Annotated in this window: 17 protein-coding genes; 2 read left to right on the forward strand and 15 right to left on the reverse strand. The window is 42.2% G+C overall.

Annotated elements, in window-relative coordinates:
* Positions 1 to 415: 415 nt before the first annotated feature.
* Positions 416 to 829 carry an NAD(P)-binding domain-containing protein gene (locus OD917_RS07655; RefSeq protein WP_263522968.1) on the forward strand — a complete coding sequence of 138 codons (414 nt, stop codon included), beginning with the start codon at positions 416 to 418 and terminating at the stop codon, positions 827 to 829.
* A 465-nt stretch (positions 830 to 1294) separates the two neighbouring features.
* Here the strand turns inward: OD917_RS07655 and OD917_RS07660 are convergent, their stop codons facing one another.
* The 3 genes from OD917_RS07660 to OD917_RS07670 all read right to left on the reverse strand — a co-directional run bounded on the left by OD917_RS07660 (position 1295) and on the right by OD917_RS07670 (position 4444).
* A complete protein-coding gene (locus OD917_RS07660) occupies positions 1295 to 2323 on the reverse strand; it encodes a rod shape-determining protein (RefSeq protein WP_263522969.1) in 1029 nt (342 codons plus the stop codon).
* A gap of 268 nt (positions 2324 to 2591) precedes the next feature.
* Positions 2592 to 3170, reverse strand: a complete 579-nt coding sequence (locus tag OD917_RS07665) for a hypothetical protein (RefSeq protein WP_263522970.1) — start codon at positions 3168 to 3170, stop codon at positions 2592 to 2594.
* 329 nt (positions 3171 to 3499) lie between these two features.
* A complete protein-coding gene (locus tag OD917_RS07670; RefSeq protein WP_263522971.1) occupies positions 3500 to 4444 on the reverse strand; it encodes an alpha/beta fold hydrolase in 945 nt (314 codons plus the stop codon).
* A gap of 287 nt (positions 4445 to 4731) precedes the next feature.
* On the opposite strand from OD917_RS07670, the gene OD917_RS07675 reads away from it, so the two are divergent.
* A complete protein-coding gene (locus OD917_RS07675) occupies positions 4732 to 4923 on the forward strand; it encodes a cold-shock protein (RefSeq protein ID WP_263522972.1) in 192 nt (63 codons plus the stop codon).
* 75 nt (positions 4924 to 4998) lie between these two features.
* Here OD917_RS07675 and OD917_RS07680 read toward each other — a convergent pair whose 3' ends face one another.
* From OD917_RS07680 to OD917_RS07735, 12 genes are all read right to left on the reverse strand, one after another.
* Positions 4999 to 6063 carry a threonine aldolase family protein gene (locus tag OD917_RS07680; protein ID WP_263522973.1) on the reverse strand — a complete coding sequence of 355 codons (1065 nt, stop codon included), beginning with the start codon at positions 6061 to 6063 and terminating at the stop codon, positions 4999 to 5001.
* Between the two features lie 236 nt (positions 6064 to 6299).
* Entirely contained in the window at positions 6300 to 6638 is a 339-nt protein-coding gene (locus OD917_RS07685; RefSeq protein ID WP_263522974.1) for a helix-turn-helix domain-containing protein, read from the reverse strand.
* Positions 6635 to 6946 (reverse strand): hypothetical protein, encoded by a 312-nt coding sequence (locus tag OD917_RS07690; protein WP_263522975.1) that lies wholly within the window; start codon positions 6944 to 6946, stop codon positions 6635 to 6637. Before OD917_RS07690 ends, OD917_RS07685 begins: the two co-directional genes overlap by 4 nt.
* A 19-nt stretch (positions 6947 to 6965) precedes the next feature.
* Positions 6966 to 8117 carry a hypothetical protein gene (locus OD917_RS07695; protein WP_263522976.1) on the reverse strand — a complete coding sequence of 384 codons (1152 nt, stop codon included), beginning with the start codon at positions 8115 to 8117 and terminating at the stop codon, positions 6966 to 6968.
* A 15-nt stretch (positions 8118 to 8132) separates the two neighbouring features.
* Positions 8133 to 8996, reverse strand: coding sequence for a conjugative transposon protein TraN (gene traN / locus OD917_RS07700; protein WP_263522977.1), 864 nt, complete (start codon positions 8994 to 8996; stop codon positions 8133 to 8135).
* Between the two features lie 12 nt (positions 8997 to 9008).
* A complete protein-coding gene (gene traM / locus OD917_RS07705) occupies positions 9009 to 10301 on the reverse strand; it encodes a conjugative transposon protein TraM (protein ID WP_263522978.1) in 1293 nt (430 codons plus the stop codon).
* Positions 10302 to 10305: 4 nt separating this feature from the next.
* Positions 10306 to 10569 carry a hypothetical protein gene (locus OD917_RS07710; RefSeq protein ID WP_263522979.1) on the reverse strand — a complete coding sequence of 88 codons (264 nt, stop codon included), beginning with the start codon at positions 10567 to 10569 and terminating at the stop codon, positions 10306 to 10308.
* A gap of 6 nt (positions 10570 to 10575) precedes the next feature.
* Positions 10576 to 11196, reverse strand: a complete 621-nt coding sequence (gene traK / locus OD917_RS07715; protein ID WP_263522980.1) for a conjugative transposon protein TraK — start codon at positions 11194 to 11196, stop codon at positions 10576 to 10578.
* 17 nt (positions 11197 to 11213) lie between these two features.
* Complete coding sequence (gene traJ, locus OD917_RS07720; protein WP_263522981.1) at positions 11214 to 12416, reverse strand: conjugative transposon protein TraJ; 1203 nt, start codon at positions 12414 to 12416, stop codon at positions 11214 to 11216.
* A gap of 4 nt (positions 12417 to 12420) precedes the next feature.
* On the reverse strand, positions 12421 to 13056 hold the full coding sequence (locus tag OD917_RS07725) for a TerB family tellurite resistance protein (protein WP_318013868.1): 636 nt from the start codon (positions 13054 to 13056) through the stop codon (positions 12421 to 12423).
* 12 nt (positions 13057 to 13068) lie between these two features.
* Complete coding sequence (locus OD917_RS07730; protein WP_263522982.1) at positions 13069 to 13683, reverse strand: hypothetical protein; 615 nt, start codon at positions 13681 to 13683, stop codon at positions 13069 to 13071.
* A gap of 13 nt (positions 13684 to 13696) precedes the next feature.
* On the reverse strand, positions 13697 to 14380 hold the full coding sequence (locus tag OD917_RS07735; RefSeq protein ID WP_263522983.1) for a conjugal transfer protein TraI: 684 nt from the start codon (positions 14378 to 14380) through the stop codon (positions 13697 to 13699).
* Between the last annotated feature and the right edge of the window lie 6 nt (positions 14381 to 14386).

The raw sequence follows: 14386 nt of genomic DNA on the forward strand, positions 1-14386 counted from the left end.
TAAGGGTTAAGCAATGCTGAGGTACAATTAAGGTACAAATTTTTAAATATAAAATTCTTACAGAATAAAAAATCAAAAAGAGCTGTCTTTATAAATAAATAAGCCTTCAATAGAACGGTAACAAAGTAGTTAAAAACAAATATATTAAAAATATCTAAAATTTAGCCTCTCGAACCCATAACCGTTTAATCTCCAGCTTTAAAACAAAACTGAATGGTAATTTTTAACACTTCTCAACAATTCGCTTTTCTATTGAAAACAAGTAAATATACTCTGATTACAAATAAATAATAGCTGTAAATTTATTCCTCGGATGCGAAAGACATTCTCTCCAATAGATCCACATGCAATTACATACAGCATAGGCATTCTTAAAATTTACTAGTGAGCAGTAATAATTAAAAAAGAAGAAATTATGAAAATTGGAGTCATAGGCATCAGCAGCCTTACCCTTGAATTAGCCTGCAGGGCATCAGAAGCAGGTTATGAAGTTATAATAAACAATCCCAGGGGCGGGAGTCTTATAAAAGAGGCAGTCAAAAAAATAGAGCCCAACGCAAGGATTGGAACCTTAGAAGAGGCAGCCTCTGCCGAAATAGTTCTGCTGTTTCTTGCAAAGGATGATTTAGAAAACGTTATACAGTCTCTGCCTGATATGACCGGTAAGATAGTCGTTCATACAAGCGGACTGATTTTCGATCCCCACCTGCTGCTGTCAGGCATTACAAATGCCATGACCTATAAAATAACAGCCTCACTGCTTCCGCAGGCTCATGTAGTAAATTGTTCAATCCAGTCGAATTTAAGCCAAAACAGACCTCTGCTGTGAACGAAAGCAAAGAGGATATTTTTTTTATAGCTGACCACTCAGATTCCAGAAACCAGATCCGAGCTTTACTAAAAAAACTCCATTATCTTCCTATCGACCTTTCAACCAGATTTCATCTGCAGAGGGAAATAAATCTAAAAAGATTCATTAACCCTCTTGCCATCAGACCTTTCAAAAACAGCCATAATTAAAAGAATATTTAAGATGCTTTCCTTAGTAAAAACTGATTTTTTCATTTTCTAAAGAAATTAAAGGGAGCGCATCTTCACAAGACATCCTTTGATATGAACAGTATATTACCTCCAACAGAACTTACTGTCAAACCGCTCTCTCCTGCCCTTTTTCTCATAGCAAATGGATTAGATTAATTTCAGAAAGCGCTATTCCATGTGGATCATAGTCATAAGCATATCTATACTTTTTTAAATTCTTTATCTGCTTCTCAGCTGCTTGACAGTTTAAAGCCTACTTAACCAGCACGCTTTTATATTTGTCTATATTTTTCAAAACAGTCCCAGTGCCTCTTACCACCGCTCGCAGGGGATCTTCTGCAATATAGACCGGCAGGTCTGTTTTCTGGGAAATTCTTTTATCAAGACCGCGGAGCATTGCTCCACCGCCTGCAAGATACAGTCCTGTGTTATAAATATCTGCTGCAAGCTCAGGAGGCGTAACTGAAAGCGTTACCATAATGGCATCTTCAATTCTTAGTATTGATTTGTCCAAAGCTCTTGCAATTTCTCTTGAGGTTATCTGCACCTCTTTGGGTTTGCCTGTAAGCAGATCCCTTCCGCGCACCATCATATCATCTGGCGCATCCTCAAGCTCTTCAATTGCTGCACCCGCTTCTATTTTTATCTGCTCTGCGGTTGCTTCGCCAATATACAGATTATGATGCGTTCTCATATAATAGAGTATATCTCCGGTAAAAACATCTCCCGCAATTTTTATGGATTTATCGCAGATGATCCCGCCAAGTGCAACAACCGCAATTTCTGTGGTGCCCCCGCCGATATCCACGATGATATTTCCTTTGGGCTGCATAACATCCAGCCCCATTCCTATAGCAGCTGCCATCGGCTCATGAATTAAGAAGACTTCTTTTCCGTTCACCCTTTCGCAGGACTCTTTTACAGCCCTCATTTCAACTTCCGTAATACCGCTTGGAATGCAGACTACCATGCGCAGTGCGGGCTTAAAAAGATTTTTCTTTATCTCAGGTATATTGCTGATAAACCAGCTGATCATTTTTTCTGAAGCATCAAAATCAGCAATGACCCCATCCTTAAGCGGCCGAATAGTTTTAATATTCTCGTGGGTCTTGCCCTGCATTAAGCTGGCTTCCTTGCCCACGGCAATAATTTTTCCGTTCCTGATATCTCTTGCCACTATTGAAGGACTGTCTACTACAATCTTTCCTGCGTGGATTATTAAAGTGTTGGCAGTTCCCAAATCCATAGCGATTTCCACTATCATAAAATCAAATAAACCCATAATATCGTTTTAATAAAAAACGGTACTATGGGAGTTTTATTCTCTTTTATCTGAAAATGCATTAGCCAAATCTATCTATAAAGAAGAATCCGAACCCGCTTAATCATCTGATTTAAAACTATTAACAACCAAACATTTAATCTTTTACTTAAATCTACATTTTAACACATCTAACTCATCTGACAATTGCAATTAACATTTACATTATCAGTCACAGTCTTATTATCTTCACTTATAAAAACCTTTTCAGCCAACCAATTTTTATAGCCTAAAGCTGCTGGCTGATATTTCGAAGAAGGATTTTGTGGACAGCCTGCTGCCTGCGGCAATTAATAAAGCTGATCCAACGCGGATGATCGCTTTTCTTTCCGCTGTGCACATAATTGTTGTACCGCTTTATAGTAAAGGCATCAGGCTCATTTTCAAGAGCCGAAGATTTCTCAACGATATCATTGATAAGAAAGGCATACAGATTCATATCTGAAAAGACGCTTCCCTTTTCCATGCCATCTACCACAGCCTTTAGCTCCTCAAAAAGGCTGAACCCCCTTTTCTTTTTAGATTCCGGATACTCCTCAAATATTCTCCCGATCTGAGAGACCGCATCACTGTAATGATCCGCATTTGTGCTATTGGTAAAACTGTATGCAATCAGATACTCCAGTTCCGAGATGGCAAAATCCAAAAGGTCCGTATAATTCTTTTCGTTGAAATAATTTCTCGGATCTGTTCCGCTTCTGTTTCTTCGAAAGGTTTCCTCTTTTATGTTCATTGCCTTTGCGGCAACTTTAACAGACATGCCGAGCCGGTCGAGAATCATGATTATCTTATCCCTTGGTGTTTCCATTTTCACAAGAATTAGAATATAAATATAAGAAAAACAGCCGATTAAAAGCTTTTACAGGATTTTCTGCATGCCACCTACTGCCAAAGCGCAATTGATCCGCAATCCGACGATGCGCTTTTGAATGGTTTTAATGGCAGACAGTGGCCCCCATACCTGAAATCAGCTTATTATTAAGTAAGTAAGCCTGAAAATAAAAAACAGCAGAATAATGGCTGGGCAGCAGGTTCTACACTTTATCAAACATTGCCAATTACATTGCAGCATCATGTTTTTTATTACTGATGCGGTCCTGCAGTATAATTGCCTCCCACCCCACCTATGACGGGATTTTAATTTTTACCTAAAATCTGTCCGATAATTATTTTTTGAATTTCCCCAGACTTTTCCGTCAGCACCGAATGGCCAGCATCTTCAAACAGGAATATTTTTTTCTCCGGCGCTTTAAGCTGCTTAAAGTATTCTTCAGCGATGGCATAGTTAGTCTGGAAATCTTTTCCGCCGATGAAAAAATAAACTGGGCAGCTGATTTTAGGAAGCTCCCTCATAAGATTCTGCTTGACGGCCTTATTCCATGTAGGCAGCCATTTCTCTGACCAGCCTTTCAGATACTCTTTAACAGCAGTGGTGTCTTTATCCGGAAAAGGCTGCCCATCGTAATGGAACATCCATTTTCTGGAGTAATACAGCGACTGGTATTTTTCAAAAGGAATTTTAACTGTACTCAATTCTTTTTCAGCAGCCAGATTTCCTTTTTCTTTTGCAGCCGCTTTGAGCCTGTCCAGCAGCAGCCGCTCGCTTTTGCTCTGATTGATAACAGGGCTGAATGCGAGATAGGCATACAGCAGTCCGGGATGCTTTTCAGCCATTTTGAAGCCAAGGACAGTTCCCCAGGATTCTCCTGCGAGATACAGTTTCTTTTGGCTGAACTTTTTCAAAAGAAGCTGCAGGAGTTCGTAAGTGTCATTTTCCATCAATTCCAATGTAATGGGAACCGGCGACTGGTTTAAGGACAGTGTTCTGCCTGTTTCCCTCTGGTCCCACTGCACAACTGTAAAGTGATCCTGCAGCCTTGCGGAAAAAAGATCAGACTGGCTCATTCTGGAGCTGCCCGGACCGCCGTGCAAGAATAATATTAAAGGCCGATCGGCATTCCCCGTATAGGAGATTACCTGTTTTATGCCGCCAACCGACAAAGTATCATAATGGGTCTGTGCAGATGATCTGCCTAAAAGCACCACCATAAGAATGAGTGCCAGATTTATTTTATTTTCCATTGGCTGTAGATTGCATTTCCCTGAATTATTCTTTACAGCCAAAATAATGATTTTTAAGGATTTGACAGCATCATAACATTAAATTTAATGGTATAATAAATCATCTAATGCTTTCCAAAATAAATTAGCGCTTCTTCCTCCCTAATTTATTTAAAGGATACCTCCTGTAAAGCAGCACCCAAAAAATGGATCTTTTTTCATTTAAAGTTAATTAAAGCATAAATAAAAATTATTTCCTAAGCTGCTATTATCTAATAGAGTACATTTGCACAAATTAAATATTTAATATGCAAGAAGGTACAGTAAAATTTTTCAATGAAGAAAAAGGATTCGGATTCATAACTCCTAATGATGGAGGAAACGAAATTTTTGTTCATGCTTCAGGTCTATCGGAAAATATCCGTGAAAACGATTCGGTTCGATATGACATACAGGAAGGCCGAAAAGGTCCAAACGCAGTAAACGTAGTCGTAGCATAATATACTATAGTAGCAGTTTATAAAGCACCTGTCCAAAAAACAGGTGCTTTTTTTATTTATAATGAATTATAATCATTATTTTCCCTTTCCAGAGATTCTGTCCAATTTCGGATTAGTGCTGTTTTTAATATCCTCTGCAAATTCGTCCACCCATTTCTGATCCGTCGCCCATGAAGTGATTATACGCACTGCCGCACTTCTTTTGTCTATTTCTTTCCAAACGTAAAACGCAAACTTTTCATGCAGCCGCGCAATCACCTTTTTAGGAAGAATCGGAAAAAGCTGGTTGGTGGCTGGCTGGGTTAAAAATTCATAACCGGCCTTTGAAATCGCTTCGGCAATCTGCTGGGCATATCCATTGGCTTTTGCCGCAAGAGTAAAATACAGATCTTCCCTAAAGAGTTCATAGAACTGAATTCCCAATACCCTTCCTTTTGCCAGCAGTGCGCCGCGCTGTTTGAGGACATAGTCAAATTCACTGCATAAGCTGGAGTTCTTAAATACGATGGCTTCCCCGAAAAGAGCGCCATTTTTGGTGCCCCCTATATAAAACACATCGGTTAGATGTGAAATATCAGCTAATGTCAGATCATTGCTTTCAGCAGTAAGGGCGTGGCCGAGCCTGGCTCCGTCCATAAAAAGAATAAGATCAAGGGCGCGGCATGCCGCTGCAATCTCCCAGAGCTCCGTCTTGTTATAAACGGTTCCTATTTCAGTGGAATTGGAGATATAGACCATTTTAGGCTTAACGGCGTGTGGCCTGAGCTGATGCGAATCAACTGCATTCTGAATATCAGAAGCCGTTATTTTACCATTCTGGCCTTCAACAGCAATTACCTTATGGCCAGTGAGTTCTACTGCACCTGTCTCGTTGGCAAAAATATGCCCTGTCGCCGCACTGATTACAGCTTCATGGGTTCTCAGCAAGGCGGAAATTACCAGAAGGTTTGCCTGGGTGCCTCCAGACACAAAATAAACAGCGGCATCGGGATTGCCCATTTTCTCTTTCAGGCATTCTTTAGCTTTTAGGGAATAGTCATCATCCCCGTATCCATTCTGCTGGTCCAGATTATTTTTCATAAGGCTCTTGAGAATACTCGGGTGCGCACCTTCAGAATAATCATTTTTAAAACTGTACATAAAAATAGGATTTAGTTACGCAAAGCTAATGGATTTCTTCTCTTAGAAACTGCTCAATAATTTTTTTTCGTGCACTGCAATAGCAGACCGCCTCGAAAACTTCGCCGCTGTTTGAATTTCCTGTCTGACCATCCGGATCCGATCTCACTTTTTACTGAAAGCAGAAATCAGCCTCACATCAGACAGACCTCTTCCATAAAAAGGATAAATCCAGCCATAAAAAAAGGCAGGAAAAATCAATCCCTGCCTTTAAATCTCTGCTCCACTTCGGACCGCAGTTCTGAAATGGTTTTAATTCGCCCAGACTTTATCCACTCTAAAAGCTCCGACTTTATAAAGTAAAGCTTCTTGCCCTGCTTGTTCACGGGAATCTCATTTCGGCACACTTTGGAATAGATGGTGGCCACAGAAAGGTTCACAAGTTTGGAAGCCTCCAGAATTGTCAGCAGTCCCGGATCAAAATCCTCAGGCGGCCTATTGTTTCTAATGTCCTTCACCATACGCTCAATGCTCTCCATGCGCATGATAAGGGTTCCCAGTATATTGGGCAGGTCTTCAAAAGTAAACGGTTTCATTGCTCTATCATTTTACGGATTTCAAAATCAAAAAAGTAAATTCTGCTGGCCCTGGTCTTCTTAAACGAAGGCTCATAATGCAGATAGCCGTACTCGTCCAGCTCCCGAAGGCATTTATGGTAGGTATATCTGGAGGAAATCTTGGCAATGGGCGCGAGCTCCCTTCTGAAAACCTCAATGGGATTGCCAGAGCCCCTAACATATCGGAACTGCAGAAGGGCCGCATAAATGGCAATATGCGTAGTGCTGATCCGGTAATCCTTTTCAATTGCAGAAAAGAAGTCCGTTAAGGGCTTTAGGCTTTCCATATCTTCCCGCTATTTGGATTTAAATCGACTGCGATTTTTTTTTAGCCTTCTTTTCCTGCTGCTCTTCCGAGACATCTTCTCCTTTGCTTTCACCATCCGCCCCCTTTTTCTGCGATTTGGAGGAAGAAACAGCATTCTGCTGCGGATCCTGCTGCTTCTGATTTTGGCTCTCTCTGCCATTGATCCTCTGCATTGAGGAATCATACACCCTGATAGTCTTAAACTGCGGATTGGCCTCCACAAACTGTCTTTTTTCCTCCCCGCCGACGATAAAAGTCACAGCCTGCACATTTCCCTTTTTAAGGGAATTCATCAGGCTCTCTTTAGCCTCTGGGGTCTGAAGCTCTTTGATTGCATGCTTCTCAAGGGCCGCCTCCAGATTATAGCCGTAGTTCTGATGGTAATGGTGCATTTTAAAATTTCCATTGGTCTCGCCATCAGTAAAGTCTAATTTTACCCAGCAGTTATAGATCTCCCCATCCCTGCTCACCAGATCCTTATTCACTGATCTTCCCTCCAGCAGATTAAAAGCTTCCTTCATCGTAAAGTTATTCTCACTGCCTATGTAAAAAATCTGCTCCAATGCATGCGGAGCGCCCTCTTTCTGAAGGATAGCCTTATAGGAGTTAAAGAAATACAGATCGCTCTGATCCGATTTCTTAAAGCTGAGCTCTGATAAAAGCCTGGCGGTATCAAATCTTGCATCATGGCTAAGGGTAAACTCCTTTTCCCCCTTCTCCATCTTCTTTTTTAGCTCTATCTGCAGTGACTCTCCAAAACCAGTGTATTTGATCTGGTTTTCTAAAAATTCTAAATTCTTCTGATTCATAATATTTCCATTTAAGTTATTCTCTGTTAATTCCCTCTTTTCGCTTTCCGATCGGACAAACGATGCCAGATCAAGGGTCCCATTGCCGCAGGTGTCCATTCCGCTCTGCATCACCATCTTTAAGCCATCAATAAGCGAATCTATTGGCATGCTCTTAAAATAGTCCGTATCATTAGGTCCTATAAGACAGTGGTCCTCAGCGCCCATTGCTGTTCTAAAAAACGCAATGCTATCGCTGTCAGTCACTAGATTCAAAGGATGCGCGGCATAGCGATAGCCAAGAGAAGCCATTTCCTTAGCAAAGCCCAAAAGCATTTCAGTATCAGCAATATTTATAGTCATAATTATTTTTAGCATTTAATTGGAAGTGATGCTGGATTCGCCAATTGGAAACACTTTATCAGTCAGATTATCATTAATATCGACTTCCAAATGCCTGCCTCCATTTTTTTCAATCATCTGAAGCGTCAGATATTTATTCTCAGGTATGGTAAGCTTCTCCAGCGCAAAGACTTTAACCACTTCAGACTTATAAGGAACAACAGAAGATGAAGAGGTGCTGTACAATGGCTGCAGTTCTATTTCCTGAGATGCCGTGCGTTTTGATTTTCTCTGGTCTCTGATAAAGAATCGAAGCTGGTCTATATCGTAGTTAATTTTGGATCTGTTTTCGAATACTACCCTTAAATACAGAACATCCTGATGGATAAAAATGCCGTTTACCTCCAGGCTGATCCGGAACTTTGACTTTTTTAAACCGCCCGTCTTTTTCTTCTTTGATAAGGCAAGTGATGCGAGCTGCTCTATTTTCTTCTGGTTCTCGTTCTCCAATGAAAACAGTACATCTTTACTGGCTGCAACTGCATTTTCAGCTTTAATGCTTAAGTCCGGGCAGTCTTCATCGTAATTCAGCACAAATACGTACAGTCTCCCATCTGAAGTCACTATTGTTAGATTAGTCTGGAAAAAATACTGCTTGGCTGCCTTTACCAGCAGTATATTCTCCACCCCTTTGGCTTTCTGCACCAGCACATCTGAACTTCCTTTGTCGATGCTCTTAATGGCATAAGGAAAAACAATGCTTGTTGTTTTGGAAAACCCAATCTGAAGATTGCTGTAATTATCTTCATAGAAGACCGTTTCTTTTGCTGCCGGCTGCGGATAGGCGCAGCTGCAGATCAGCAGCCATCCAATTAAAAGCAGATGCTTTATTTTTTTCATTTTTTCAATTCTTTAAGGTTTTATATTCTTCTGCTTCTCATCATAGAGCAGGACCCGATAGCCCGCTTTCACCACCACTTTTATGAGTTTAACCTTCTTGCTCATCAAACTTTTAGCCGCCTCGATTCCCATTCCTGCTGCCTGCGCTCCCCAGGAATCAGCTATTCCTGTTAGCCCCAGAGTCTGGATAGAGCGGTCGGCGGATGCTTTAGCCACATCTCTGCTGATCGCTCCGGGTATATAGATGCCATCAATGCCATCAACATCATAAACAGCCAGATCCACTGGAAAAATCGAATTATTGTACTGTATATTGGCAATCTTTACCTCAAGCCTCTCTCCTTTTAAGGCGGCTATTCCATACAGAAAAGTATTCTTGGGTATGGCTGTTCCCTGCAGATAAATATCATGCGTAAGCCTTAGCTTAACCACCGAGCCGTTAACAATTGTCTGGGTCTGATGGACGGCCGCTTCAATAGAGTTCTGCACTTCCTCAGCAGGCGGTTCTTCATCCAGCGGATAAAATGCATTGGTTTTTAGATAGCTCTGCATATCGGCCTTCTGCTCCAGTGAGCTGATAATGTTCTCTGCCCCCTTTTTCTGTACGGAAAATATCCTGCCTTTTTTGCTTTCGGAAGACTCTTTAAGCCTTTCCTGCACCCGCTGCGGATGCTGTATGTCTAAGATATTCTCCAGCATGCCGCCAAGCTGCTGAAGTTCTGGATCAGCTTCCTGCGGTGCGCTCATCGCGGACATAAGCCCTTCGAGCTTTTTAATCCCATCCGAGTCCCCTGACAGGCCGTAATTTTCAAATTCCCTCATGTCCTGTCCATAACCCGAAGCAGCAGCAGTAGGCTGGCTGACTGCCTTTTCAAGAGCCCTAAGCTTCTCATAAACTTTCTGTTCATTGTGGTCCTGAAAAGACAGTGAATTAAAAGCCGTTCTGTTTTTTGAAAGAATGCGGGATTCAAAATCATCTGCCGAAAAAGAATTTGCTTTATCTTCTGAGGCTTTACCTTCAGAATAATTAGGATCTTTCTTTATCTGCTCGCGCAATTTTATAGAATCAAGCGCCGCCTGATCATAATAGCTCATCTTGTCAAGTGTTGAGTCCTCATTAAATTTAGGCAGGGGCAGATTGAAATTAAATCCCTTCTTTTCATCATTCCCTGCAGTTTTGGCTACCATACGTCCTCCTCCTAACGAGTAGAATAAGAATGTCAGAAATGGAAACGCTATAAGAGGCAGCACTAGAAGCATCTTTCTCTTTTTTGATTCTTTTGGAGATAATGTTTTCTCTTGCATCGTTTTACTTTTTTAAGTTGATTGTCTTAATTTTTGAAGCGTCTATTAAATCCGCAGAAGCCTCAGCTTCTTTATTAAATGACCGATACAGGCTATAGATTAAAAAGCCTGATGCCAAAACCGTAAATAGCAGCAGAGCCCAGACCAGCTGTCTCCTTGAGAGGCCACCCGTGAGCCTCTGCATTTCATCTGCCCATCTTTTCTGCGCCAGCAGGTAATGCCTGTGATATGCAAAAGGCTCAGTCTGTCTTTTAAATAAGGCCTTCATGCAATTCTATTTTCTGGCTTCAGCCGAGAGATCCTTATTTTCAACCGTATTAAACCGCTCGATAAGAAAACCATGCGGATTATTGTCGCTTCTTGACACATTGCGCAGGGCACCTTCGGTAAGCAGGCTTCTTTTCAGAATGCTGGTAGTGCGGATAATGTTCTGTCTCGCATAGCATTTAAAACGGTAGGGATATTCCCTGACATCGATGCTCACGCTATCAATCTGGATAGTCTGGCTTATGTTTCCCGATATGATGCCGGAATAAAAATTATTCTCTTTCAGGTCATCATAAATGCGTTTAGCGCTGTCATCTGCCAAATAGAGCGCTTTAGTGATATTTGTTTTAATCACTTTGTCATCGGGATCAAGGGTAAAGAAAAGCTTATGGAAAGTTTTTACATGATCCCTTGCTTCAACCGGCACATTATCTTTCCGCTCTGATGCATAGGCTTCCAAAGCCTTGCCATTGGCCAGTATATAGACTCTGTCCTGCATCTGTGCCACAGACCCAAAGCTTCTGTAGAGCGTATAGCAGCAGATGATAACGCAGCCTGCAATCACCAGCATGGTAAATCCCCTGACATATCGGAATGCCGTATCTATATTTTTCATTCTGGTAAACATGCCCTGTTATTTTTAGATTACTTTGAGTTTCCTTTGAGCTTATCGCCCATATAATTTCCTTTCTCTTCAAAATAAGGCGAACCCGCCGAAGATGCTGGCATGCTCTGGGACATCCTTCCAGCCGCATTGCCCATAGCATCCATGGCCATACCCGCCCCAAGGGATGTTTTGGAAACAGCCGAACTTGCAGAACTGCCCAGCAGACCCGTCACTTTCTGGCCTAAAGCGCCTCCTCCAGCCGCATGGACGATATAGTTGGCCACCGATGGAACTGTAAAATATCCTATAATGCCGATAATCATAAAGATGAGATAAGCCATGTCGGTCCTGCTGAAAAAGGTGTCTCCCGTCGACTGCACCTGAGACAGATCCAGCCTCAGCATCAGTTCCTGGATTTTTCCGATGATGCTCCCAAAAATATTGGCAACGGGGAGCCAGAGGTATATGTTGATGTATCTTGCCAGCCAGACAGTGAGGGTATGCTGGAACCCGTCAAAAACGGCGATTCCAAATACGAGAGGCCCCAGAATGGATAGCACAACCAGCTGAAAAGTTCTGAGCGTATCAATGCATAGGGCGGCCGCCTCGAATAATACCCTCAATACTTCGCCCATCCATTCCTTAACAGAGTTTCTGAAGCTGTAGGAAGCTTTTTCCATCGCGAATTTCACATCATTCCCTATACCGGCAAGCATGCCCTCATCCGAAGGATCTTCATCATGGGTGTATTTATACCATCTGTCCCGATCCCCGGCACCTGATACCCCAACATACATTTTCCAGGGATCCGTTTCCCTGACCGCTTTTTCCTTTTCCTTCAGCAGCACCGCAACAGCATTATTGGAACCGGTGACCATTGCGGCGGTAGCCGTTACAGTGGGTTTCATCACCCCGTTGATCAGGGCCAGCACCGATGGAAATATCATAATGCAGAAGCCGATCACAAAAGGACGGAACAGCGGATAAAAATCGATGGGCTCTGCGTTTGCAATGTGGCGCCAGACCCGTGAAGCTATGTACCAGATCGTTCCAAACCCTGCTATACCCTGCCCGACTGCCAGAAGATTGCCGCATAGCGGCATCATCTCATCATACAGCCTCTCCAATACGGAGTGAAGGCTCTGCATATCATCTCCCAGCCCCTGAGCCTGACCCGCAAAAGGCATCAGCAATGAGGCATTTAAAAACAGCGCTCCCCTTAAAGATTTATAGATTTCCATCACATTAATTTTTTAAGTTCTGAAGTTCTTTCGATGCATATGCGTCTTTTGTTTCTTTAGCCCGCTGCAGCGCCAAGACGCTTGATTCCCTATTAAAGCTTCGCAGAAACAGCAGTCTGTCCTGCATCTCCAGATAGATAGCATCGACAGCCTCAAGCCTTTCATCATCCGACATCCTGAGCTTATCGGCAGTGATCACAGTGGCCAGCTCGTCAAGATTTCTCAGGCTCTGGCTCAAAAGATTCCCGTAAACCTTTTCGAAATAGGCAATTTCCTGCGCGCTGAAGCTTTCGCTTTCCATAAATCTGGAAAGCCCTTTCCTGCTTTCTTTCATTAAAAGAATCTGAAAATTGGCAATATCCCCCACCCTTTTGTAGTTCTTAACCGCAGGGCTGACCTGCATCAGGCCATCCAGAAAGGTTTTATGAAGGCTGAAGTTTCCTTCCGTCATGTCTTTAACTGTCTTATAGCCTCCCGAGAGCAGCTCGTATCCCTTTTTCATGTCACTGAGAATCTTTTTGAACTGCGAGAGCTTTTCAATATTTAAGATCAGCTGCTGAATTTCTGCTGACTGGCCTCTCGTGCGATAAGGAACCAGGCCCAGAAAAACCAGCAGTGCTATAATCGCCATCTTTTTCATCTCTGCTTATTTTTATAGTCCGTAGATAATATCTAAATCTTTAGAATCTTTTTTCTCGCCAGCTTTTGAGAGCGAAAGCAGTTTGGCTTCCCTGCTGAAAGAAACGCAGAAATTATAATCTTCCAGCATTGTACTGTGCAGCGCATCAATGCGCTGGATCCTCTGGTCATCTTTCAGTTCCAGTTTTGAATCAGCAGCAACAGCCAGCAGTTCATCCAGTGTCCTGCTGCCGTTCTCAAGAAGCCTTTTAAAGGAGCGTTCTATATAATCCAGTTCATCACCATGAAACAGATCCGTTCCCTTCAGTTCGGCAAGAGCCTTTTTATAGATTTTGACGATCTGAAGCTGCATTGAAATAATTTCAGCTGTTTTATAATAATCCCTGACTTTTGGATTTATTTTCAGAAGCGATGCAAAATAATCGCCATGAAGGTTCACCTCGCCCCTCTTGGCATCCCCTATAAAATTCAGCCCTTTGGATACGGCCGAATACCCTTTCTTCGCATAGTCAATATAGACCTTAAGCGCCGCAATCTGAAGCAGCAGTTCCTTTCTCTGCTTTGCCTGCCCAATCATACTATGGTTAAAAACACATAGCACTATTAGAATTACAGTTATCTTTTTCATGTTTTTTATTGAATTATGGTATTCCGTAAAATTGTTTTACCTGTTTGGCATCTGCCTCTGTTTTAGCCCTCTGAAGGCTCAGCATCACATTCTGCCGGTTAAAAAGCAGCAGGTCATCATAATTGGCATCAATCTGGTCTGCAGCCTTATTGATGATTTCAAGACGTTTGAGATCGCTCATCTGGGTGGTGAAAGAATCCAGCATCAAAAAGATCTGGTCGATATTCTTCAGGCTTTCTTCCATAATGCCTGAATAGACCCGCTCCATATACTGGATTTCGCTGTCTTTAAAATGGGGATCCTGTCTGAAAAGATTCCAGGCCCTTTCATATTCCTGAACCAGTCTGGATTGTTTTTTGGCTATTTCCCTTATCCTCTGGTAATAGGTGATAATTGATTTTACCTTACCCAGTTCCTCATAATAGCCTTTGTATAGGTCTTTCTGTTTCTGTGTCCATTCTGAAATCTCATCAAGCTTTAATTTTGAAAGGACATTCTCTGCCTGCTTCTGCGCATTCTGAAGCCAGATGGTTTTATTCTGCAGCCTCTGGATTCTCAGATCAATCGCTTTTATGACTTTTTTGGTAACCGCTTTCACAATCTCCAGTATCGGCAGCGCGGCCATTCTTTCTGCAGGCCTTGCCGGACTGGTGATCAGCAGCAGGCAGACCATGCAGGCAATTAATTTCTTTTTCATTTTTCC

This window comes from Flavobacterium sp. SH_e, assembly GCF_025717045.1.
In the GTDB taxonomy this organism is placed as follows: Bacteria; Bacteroidota; Bacteroidia; order Flavobacteriales; family Flavobacteriaceae; genus Flavobacterium.

Coding starts and splice junctions, on each gene's coding strand:
- OD917_RS07655 (WP_263522968.1), top strand. CDS start 416: ATGAAAATTGGAGTCATAGGCATCAGCAGCCTTACCCTTGAATTAGCC.
- OD917_RS07660 (WP_263522969.1), bottom strand. CDS start 2,323: ATGGGTTTATTTGATTTTATGATAGTGGAAATCGCTATGGATTTGGGA.
- OD917_RS07665 (WP_263522970.1), bottom strand. CDS start 3,170: ATGGAAACACCAAGGGATAAGATAATCATGATTCTCGACCGGCTCGGC.
- OD917_RS07670 (WP_263522971.1), bottom strand. CDS start 4,444: ATGGAAAATAAAATAAATCTGGCACTCATTCTTATGGTGGTGCTTTTA.
- OD917_RS07675 (WP_263522972.1), top strand. CDS start 4,732: ATGCAAGAAGGTACAGTAAAATTTTTCAATGAAGAAAAAGGATTCGGA.
- OD917_RS07680 (WP_263522973.1), bottom strand. CDS start 6,063: ATGTACAGTTTTAAAAATGATTATTCTGAAGGTGCGCACCCGAGTATT.
- OD917_RS07685 (WP_263522974.1), bottom strand. CDS start 6,638: ATGAAACCGTTTACTTTTGAAGACCTGCCCAATATACTGGGAACCCTT.
- OD917_RS07690 (WP_263522975.1), bottom strand. CDS start 6,946: ATGGAAAGCCTAAAGCCCTTAACGGACTTCTTTTCTGCAATTGAAAAG.
- OD917_RS07695 (WP_263522976.1), bottom strand. CDS start 8,117: ATGACTATAAATATTGCTGATACTGAAATGCTTTTGGGCTTTGCTAAG.
- traN (WP_263522977.1), bottom strand. CDS start 8,996: ATGAAAAAAATAAAGCATCTGCTTTTAATTGGATGGCTGCTGATCTGC.
- traM (WP_263522978.1), bottom strand. CDS start 10,301: ATGCAAGAGAAAACATTATCTCCAAAAGAATCAAAAAAGAGAAAGATG.
- OD917_RS07710 (WP_263522979.1), bottom strand. CDS start 10,569: ATGAAGGCCTTATTTAAAAGACAGACTGAGCCTTTTGCATATCACAGG.
- traK (WP_263522980.1), bottom strand. CDS start 11,196: ATGTTTACCAGAATGAAAAATATAGATACGGCATTCCGATATGTCAGG.
- traJ (WP_263522981.1), bottom strand. CDS start 12,416: ATGGAAATCTATAAATCTTTAAGGGGAGCGCTGTTTTTAAATGCCTCA.
- OD917_RS07725 (WP_318013868.1), bottom strand. CDS start 13,056: ATGAAAAAGATGGCGATTATAGCACTGCTGGTTTTTCTGGGCCTGGTT.
- OD917_RS07730 (WP_263522982.1), bottom strand. CDS start 13,683: ATGAAAAAGATAACTGTAATTCTAATAGTGCTATGTGTTTTTAACCAT.
- OD917_RS07735 (WP_263522983.1), bottom strand. CDS start 14,380: ATGAAAAAGAAATTAATTGCCTGCATGGTCTGCCTGCTGCTGATCACC.